Origin of the sequence: Halomonas sp. (assembly GCF_033549285.1) — a bacterium.
In the GTDB taxonomy this organism is placed as follows: domain Bacteria; phylum Pseudomonadota; class Gammaproteobacteria; order Pseudomonadales; family Halomonadaceae; genus Halomonas.
Genome location: NZ_JAWSUJ010000095.1, coordinates 10,168 through 17,368, shown reverse-complemented (window position 1 = coordinate 17,368; position 7,201 = coordinate 10,168). Strand labels below are relative to the sequence as shown.

The 7,201-nt window shown below is 69.9% G+C and carries 6 protein-coding genes and 1 pseudogene; 5 read left to right on the top strand and 2 right to left on the bottom strand.

The window, feature by feature from the left end; genetic code table 11:
• From SCI24_RS17230 to SCI24_RS17210, 5 genes and pseudogenes are all read left to right on the top strand, one after another.
• Positions 1-600, top strand: a pseudogene (locus SCI24_RS17230) (hypothetical protein); the annotation flags it as partial.
• A complete protein-coding gene (locus SCI24_RS17225; RefSeq protein ID WP_318726552.1) occupies positions 597-1,889 on the top strand; it encodes a phosphopentomutase in 1,293 nt (430 codons plus the stop codon). The pseudogene SCI24_RS17230 and the gene SCI24_RS17225, both read left to right, overlap by 4 nt.
• Entirely contained in the window at positions 1,889-2,623 is a 735-nt protein-coding gene (deoD, locus tag SCI24_RS17220; protein ID WP_318726551.1) for a purine-nucleoside phosphorylase, read from the top strand. The genes SCI24_RS17225 and deoD overlap by 1 nt, the downstream gene beginning before the upstream one ends.
• Entirely contained in the window at positions 2,620-3,042 is a 423-nt protein-coding gene (gene cdd / locus SCI24_RS17215) for a cytidine deaminase (RefSeq protein WP_318726550.1), read from the top strand. Before deoD ends, cdd begins: the two co-directional genes overlap by 4 nt.
• A 51-nt stretch (positions 3,043-3,093) precedes the next feature.
• Entirely contained in the window at positions 3,094-3,834 is a 741-nt protein-coding gene (locus tag SCI24_RS17210) for a dienelactone hydrolase family protein (RefSeq protein WP_318726549.1), read from the top strand.
• Between the two features lie 98 nt (positions 3,835-3,932).
• Here SCI24_RS17210 and SCI24_RS17205 read toward each other — a convergent pair whose 3' ends face one another.
• Together SCI24_RS17205 and SCI24_RS17200 are read right to left on the bottom strand one after the other, a co-directional pair.
• A complete protein-coding gene (locus tag SCI24_RS17205) occupies positions 3,933-5,432 on the bottom strand; it encodes a hypothetical protein (protein WP_318726548.1) in 1,500 nt (499 codons plus the stop codon).
• A 4-nt stretch (positions 5,433-5,436) separates the two neighbouring features.
• Positions 5,437-7,201: mechanosensitive ion channel family protein (locus tag SCI24_RS17200; protein ID WP_318726547.1), on the bottom strand; the 1,765-nt coding region annotated here is incomplete at its 5' end.

The window sequence follows — 7,201 nt, the reverse complement described above, 5'->3', positions numbered from 1 at the left end:
GTCCTGGTGAGCGGCTCCTCGGGCCAGACCGACCCCGACGCCTTCCTGCACACGCCCTTCTTCAGCACCGCGTCGACCAACTTCGGCAAGTTCGCCGACGAGCGCGTCGACGAGCTGCTGCTGGCCGGCCGGCTGGCCGATTCCCGCGACGCGGCCCTGGCGCGGCTCGACGCGGCGCTGGCCTCGGGCGCCGCCGCCGAGCGCTTCGCGCGCATGGTGGCGGGCCTCGGCGGCCCCAATGATCTGCTCGAACGCCCCGGCCACCACCTGCCCGAGGCGCCGGTGACTCGCGCGGTGCATGCCGAGGACCCGGGCCGGGTCCAGGCCATGGACACCCGCGTCCTGGGCCTGGCCGTGGTGGCCCTGGGCGGCGGGCGGAGCGCCCCCGGCGAGGCCATCGACCCCGCCGTCGGGCTGTCGCGCATCGCCTCCCTGGGCGAAGCCGTGGACGCCGAGCGCCCGCTGGCGCTGGTTCATGCGGCAAGCGCCGCGGATGCCGACCGTGCCGCCCGGCAGGTCCGCGAGGCCATCCGGGTCGGCGAGGGCCCCGCCACGCCCCCACCCCTGATCCATGACATCATCCGTCGGGAGGCCCCATGACCCGCGCCATCGTGCTCGTGCTCGACTCCTTCGGCATCGGGGCCGCACCCGACGCCGCGCGCTTCAATGATGCCGGCGCCGACACCCTGGGCCATATCGCCGCCGCCTGTGCCCGGGGCGAGTGCGACCTTCCAAGGGGCCCCGAAGCAGGCCCAGGCGCGGGCCGCCAAGGACCTCTTCACCTGCCTCACCTGGCCCGGCTGGGGCTCTTCCATGCCCACCGTGCCGCCACCGGCGCCTGGGCCGAGGGCGTCGCGGTGCCAGACGCGGTCATCGGTGCCTGGGGCCACGCCGCCGAGCTCTCCTCCGGCAAGGACACCCCCTCCGGCCACTGGGAGATCGCCGGCGTGCCGGTGCGCTTCGACTGGGGCTACTTCCTCGAGGAGGAGAACAGCTTTCCCGCCGAGTTGCTCGAGGCGCTGGTGCAGGAGGCGGGGCTGCCCGGGGTGCTCGGCGACTGCCATGCCTCCGGCACCGAGATCATCGCCCGGCTCGGCGAGGCGCATGTGGCGAGCGGTAAGCCCATCGTCTACACCTCGGCGGACTCGGTGTTCCAGATCGCCGCCCACGAGCAGACCTTCGGCCTGGAGCGGCTCTATGCCGTCTGCGAGACCGCCCGCCGCCTGCTCGAGCCCTACAACATCGGCCGGGTGATCGCCCGCCCCTTCATCGGTTCGGACGCGGCCAGCTTTACCCGCACCGCCAACCGCCGCGACTACAGCGTCGAGCCGCCCGCCCCTACGGTGCTCCAGAAGCTGCATGATGACGGCGGCACGGTGGTGGCCATCGGCAAGATCGCCGACATCTACGCCCACTGCGGCATCACGCGCACGGTGAAGGCGAGCGGCCACGAGGCCCTGATGGATGCGACCCTCGAGGCCCTGAGGGAGGCCGGCGAGCGCAGCCTGATCATGACCAACTTCGTCGACTTCGACATGGTCCACGGCCACCGCCGCGACGTGGTCGGCTACGCCGCCGCCCTGGAAGCCTTCGACGCCCGCCTGCCCGAGTTGCTGGGCAGGCTCGAGGACGACGACCTGCTGATCCTCACCGCCGATCATGGCTGCGACCCCACCTGGACGGGCACCGACCATACCCGCGAGCACATCCCGGTGCTGGCGCTGGGCGGCGGCCTCGCCCCGGGCTCGCTGGGTGCCCGCGAGACCTTCGCCGATATCGGCCAGAGCCTGGCCACGCACCTGGGCCTCACCCCCATGGACGACGGCGAGAGCTTCCTTCCGCCCGCCTCGTCTTCCACCCCGCTATCCAACGCTACGGGAGGCCACTGATGGCAACGCCCCATATCAACGCCGAGCGCGGCGACTTCGCCGATACCGTGCTGATGCCCGGCGACCCGCTGCGCGCTCGCTACATCGCCGAGACCTTCCTCGACGAGGTCCACCAGGTCAACACGGTGCGCAGCATGGCCGGCTATACCGGGCGCTACAAGGGCCGCGAGCTCTCGGTGATGGGCCACGGCATGGGCATCCCCTCGGCCTCCATCTACGCCAAGGAGCTGATCACCGAGTACGACGTCGACACGCTGATCCGTGTCGGCTCCTGCGGTGCGGTGCGCGACGACGTGGCGGTGCGCGATGTGGTGATCGGCCTGGGCGCCTGCACCGACTCCGGGGTCAACCGCACGCGATTCGGCGGCATGGACTTCGCCGCCACCGCCGACTTCGCCTTGACCCGCGCCCTGGCCGACGCCGCCCATGACCTCGGCGTGGCGACGAGGATCGGCAACCTCTTCTCGGCGGATCTCTTCTACGACCCGCGCCCCGAGACCGCCGAGCTGCTCAGGCGCTACGGCATCGTCGGCGTGGAGATGGAGGCCGCCGGCCTCTACGGCGTCGCCGCCGAGTTCGGCGCCCGCGCGGCCACCGTGTGTACCGTCTCGGACCATATCCTCAGGGGCGACGCCCTGGACAGCACCGCGCGAGAGCGCAGCTTCGACGACATGATGCGCATCGCGCTGGATGCCGTGCTGCGCGATGATGCCGCAAAGGGAGCAACGCCATGAACGATTCCACCGACCCCGCCATCGTCACCGCGCTGCTGGCGGTGCGCGACCGCGCCTATGCGCCCTACTCCCACCACCCGGTGGGGGCCCTGGTGGTCAGCGAGAGCGGCACCCGCTATGCCGGCGCCAACGTGGAGGTGGCCCACTACAAGGGCATCTGCGCCGAGGCCTCGGCGATCACCGCCATGGCCAGCGCCGGCGAACGCCAGCTGCGAGAGGTCTGGGTGATCGGCCCCGGCCGGCACCTCTGCACGCCCTGCGGCGACTGCCGCCAGCGCATCCGCGAGTTCGCCACCCCCGAGACCCGCATCCGGGTGGTGGATGGCGAGGGCCGGCTGCTCAAGGAGTACGACATGGAGGCGCTGCTGCCGGACTCCTTCGGGCCGGAGAACCTGAGCCCAGAGGCCCTGCACGACTAGTGGCAGCCGCTATGCTTTCGTCACTCACGCTGGAAACGTCGGAGCCTGCCCATGTCTCGCGCCATCGACATTCCCGCCGCCGACGGCACCATCGACGCCCATATCGTCACGCCCGATGACGCCGCCGGCCCGCTGCCGGCCGTGGTGCTGTTCACCGATATCGGCGGCCTGCGCCCCTGCTATCACGAGAAGGCCCAGCGGGTCGCGGACAACGGCTACGCCGTGCTGATGCCCAACCTCTACTACCGCAACGCAAGGGGGACCGTGGTGCCGGAAGGCAAGTCCTTTCGCGACCCGGACGTGCGGCCGACCCTGCTCGAGTATGCCGCCCGCCTGACACCCGAGGCACAGACCCGAGACTTCGCCGCCCTGCTGAACTGCCTCGACAGCGAAGCCGAATTCGCGCTCGGCAAGGTGGGGGTGGTCGGCTACTGCATGACCGGCGCCTTCGCACTGCGCATGGCGGCGCAACACCCCGGCCGCGTGGCCGCCGCAGCCGGATTTCACTCGGCTCGCCTGGCAGAGGCGGGCGACCCCGACAGTCCCGTGCATGGGGTCGATACCATCGAGGCGCGGGTCTATCTCGGCCATGCCGACCAGGATGCGCTGCTGCCACCCGAGCAGATCGCCCGCATGGACGAGGCACTGGCCCAGGCCGGCGTGCACTTCACCACGGAGCTCTACAGGGGCGCGGCCCACGGCTTCACCGCCAAGGACGCCCCGTCCTACGACGCGGCCGCCAATGCCCTGCATCACAAGCGACTCGCCATGCTCCTGGAAGAGGCGTTGTAGCAGGACCTTTTCAGCCCAGTCAGCGATCAATGTAGAGGGCCCATAGAAGCCCCCCCCGATTGATTCATGAAGAGAGCTGACGGAGGGATGAATCCGGCCTAAGTATGCAGAGGCTCAGCCCCCGGCTCCGCCTCGTGCCCCGGTCCCTCCTCGTGGACCAGCTCCACGTCGACGATCCGCGAGCGGCTCATGACGATCTTCCAGCGCTGCAGCAGCGGTTCGCCGTCGCCCTCCACCTCTCGGATCACCAGGTTGATCAGGTGGCGCTTCTCCACCGGCTCGCGGACCACCTGCCCCTTCTCCTCCAGCCGATAGACATGGTGGCTGCCCTTGTCCATCAGCCGCGCCAGCGGCGAGATGTCCAGGGTCAGGGTCTCGCGGGTGCGGTCATAGCCGCTGAGGAAGCGGGTCGGCGACATGCGCGAGCTGGAGCGGTAGTGCAGCACCACCTCCTCGCGCTGGGCCAGGTTGCGCTTGCGCACCCGGCGGATCTGCTCGTCGAGCCGGGCATAGCGCTGGTAGTCGAACCACTCGAGCTGGCGACCCAGGACGGTATTGCTGGTGGGGTCCAGGTACTGGCGCCGCCACTTGGGACGGCCCCGGCGCAGCCAGCGCCACAGGGTGATGCGCAGGTCATCCTTGAACACCTCGCGAAGCGCATAGATCACCGCCAGGGTCAGCACGAAGAGCGCGGTGATGTCGCCCAGTGACTCGCGGGCCTGCACCAGGCCCAGGGAGACGAAGATCATGACCACCGCCGTGGCGAAGGCCTTCACCGCCTTCTGCTCGCCGCCGCCCAGCTCCTGGCTGCGCTGCTTGAGGGTCACGGGATACTCGATCAGCCGCCTCAGCAGGCGCATCTTGTTGGACATCCGGGTGGGGTCCCGGGTCACCCGTTCGGAGTTGTACTCCCGGGCCAGGCGATGCTCGATCTCGTCGCGGCAGATGGTCAGCAGGCGCTCGCGGATCGCCCGGTAGCCATTGCCCCGCGGCAGGTGGGCCACCAGCGCCAGCAGGTTCTGCTCGGTGAACCAGGAGAGGTAGTTGTCGATGTTGGCGTAGTAGCGGTGCAGGCTCTCGTCGCTCGGCTCCTGACGGCGCAGCCGTCTGAGGATGCCGCGCGCCAGGTCGGCGGTCTCCTCGAGCTGGGTGCGCAGCCGCTCGCTCTCCTCGTCATCCTGCGCCGAGCTGGCCCGGGAAGAGCCTTGGCCCTTCGCAGCCTTGTCGTCACTCCGCTTCTCCGCCCTCTGGGCGCGTCGCGACAGCTCCAGCAGCGACTGGGCGGAACGCTCCAGGGCCACCACGTACTGGTAGGCGTAGAGGCTCAGCCCCAGGCGGTACTGGCCGGCGTCGAGGCGCTTGCCCGCCAGGCGGCTCATCACCAGCGGCAGCCGGTGGCGGTCGCTGTAGTAGGTGCGCTTGACGTGGATGGCGCCGTGGTAGAACGCTTCCTCCGAGAGCACATGGGGGTTCAGGCCGAGCTCGGCGGGCACGAAGAGGAAGAGGTCCAGGCGGTGGGAGGTCTCCTCGCGGAGCACCCGGGAGACCTTGAGGTGCAGGCTGTCCCGGCGCTCTACCGTGATCTGATGGGTCGCCATGGAACTAGGCGGGATCCGGGGAACCGCCCCGGGCGCTGGTGTCGCCGGCGGGGGCGGCGACCCCGGCCTCGCCGGGCCGCCGGCCGCTGGCATCGCGGTCCTCGGCACCTTCGCCGGTCCCGTCCAGGCGGCCGCCGCCCTGCCCTTCCATGCTCACGCTGAGCCGCGGCACCCCGAGGTCGACGGACAGCGACTCCATGCGCTGCTTGAGCAGCAGGTTGAAGGCGCGCGCCACGTCCCATTGCATCTCCGGGGCGGTGCGAAAGCGCATGCGCAGGATGGCGCAGCCGTCCTCGAAGCTGTCGATGCCCTGCATCTCCAGTGGCGACCAGATGTAGTGGCGCATCATGGGATCCTGGCGCAGCTCCAGCGCGGTCTCCTGCATCAGGGTGGTGGCATCGTCGATCTTCATGTCGAAGGGGATGCGGACCCGCATCAGGGCAATACCGAACTGGCGCGACATGTTGTGGATCGAGTCGATGCGGCTGAAGGTGATGATGTGGACAACGGCGTCCAGGTCGCGCAGGCGCACGGTGCGCAGGGTCAGCCCCTCGACGGTACCGATATGGCCGTTGATCCTGACGAAGTCATCCACCGCCAGCGAATCCTCGATGAGGATGAAGATGCCGGTGATCAGGTCCTGCACCAGGGTCTGTGCGCCGAAACCGATGGCCAGGCCGATCACCCCGGCACCGGCCAGCAGCGGCGTGACGTTCACCCCCAGGTTGGCCAGGCCGACGATGGAGGCGATGATCACGATGGTGGCGAAGATGATGTTGCGGATCATCGGCGTGATGGTCTGCGCCCGGGCCAGGTTGACCCGCCGCCCCCGGGCCCGCGCCGGGCTGGTCAGGGCGCGCTGGATGGCGGTGTCGGCGAAGATCCAGATCAGCCAGGCCAGCAGCACGGTGAAGCCGATGGCCAGCAGGGCCTGGCCGATGCGCACGCTGGCCACCCCCTGCTGGCCGATGCCGATCAGCGAGCCTCCCCACACCTGCAGCGAGAGCTCGGCGAAGGCGATCCAGGCGAGCACGTGGGCCAGGGCGTAGCCGAAGCGTTCCAGGCGCCGGCGGTAGTCGCTCAGCCGGCGACGCTTGGAACGCCCCTCGCCGTGCCGGCGGATCAGGCCGGTGATCACCAGCGTCAGCACCAGAAGCGACGCCGAGATGATCGAGCGGGCCAGGGCCGTGCCCACGTCGCCCACGGTGATGAAGATCGCCAGCAGCGAGCCCCCCACCAGCAGCAGGGCCGGCACGTGCCACAGGCCGCCGACCAGACGGATCACCTCGGAGGAGCTGCCGCTGTCGCGCCGCAGGGAATAGGGACGGTTGCGGATCAGGTGCTTGATCGGGCGCTTGAAGCGCAGGATGAAGCGCCCGCTGATCATCGCCGCCAGCACGTTGGCCAGCACCGACATCAGGCTCGCCAGGTCGCTGCCCATGATTCCCGAGAGGCGGGTGGAGTTGAAGGCATCGCCCAGCGCGATCAGGGCGCCGATGACGAACAGCGGCCTGAGGCTCTGCTGCTGCAGGATCTGCACGGCGATGAAGCGATGGCCGCTGGTGAAGACCGAGATCACCGTCTCCACCACCACCGACAGGGTGCGCCCGCACAGCGCTACATAGGCGATCACCAGGGCCGCGGTGCGCCCCGAGCTCTCCGGCACCAGCTGGGCGATGCCCAGCACCAGCAGGAAGGCCAGTGCCCAGGGCAGCATGCGGCGCAGGAAATGCACCACCAGCAGCCAGGCCCGAGGCTCGCGGGGCAGG

Excerpts from the sequence above, each read along its gene's own strand:
- cdd (WP_318726550.1), top strand. The coding sequence starts at position 2,620 with ATGAACGATTCCACCGACCCCGCCATCGTCACCGCGCTGCTGGCGGTG.
- deoD (WP_318726551.1), top strand. The coding sequence starts at position 1,889 with ATGGCAACGCCCCATATCAACGCCGAGCGCGGCGACTTCGCCGATACC.
- SCI24_RS17225 (WP_318726552.1), top strand. The coding sequence starts at position 597 with ATGACCCGCGCCATCGTGCTCGTGCTCGACTCCTTCGGCATCGGGGCC.
- SCI24_RS17210 (WP_318726549.1), top strand. The coding sequence starts at position 3,094 with ATGTCTCGCGCCATCGACATTCCCGCCGCCGACGGCACCATCGACGCC.
- SCI24_RS17205 (WP_318726548.1), bottom strand. The coding sequence starts at position 5,432 with ATGGCGACCCATCAGATCACGGTAGAGCGCCGGGACAGCCTGCACCTC.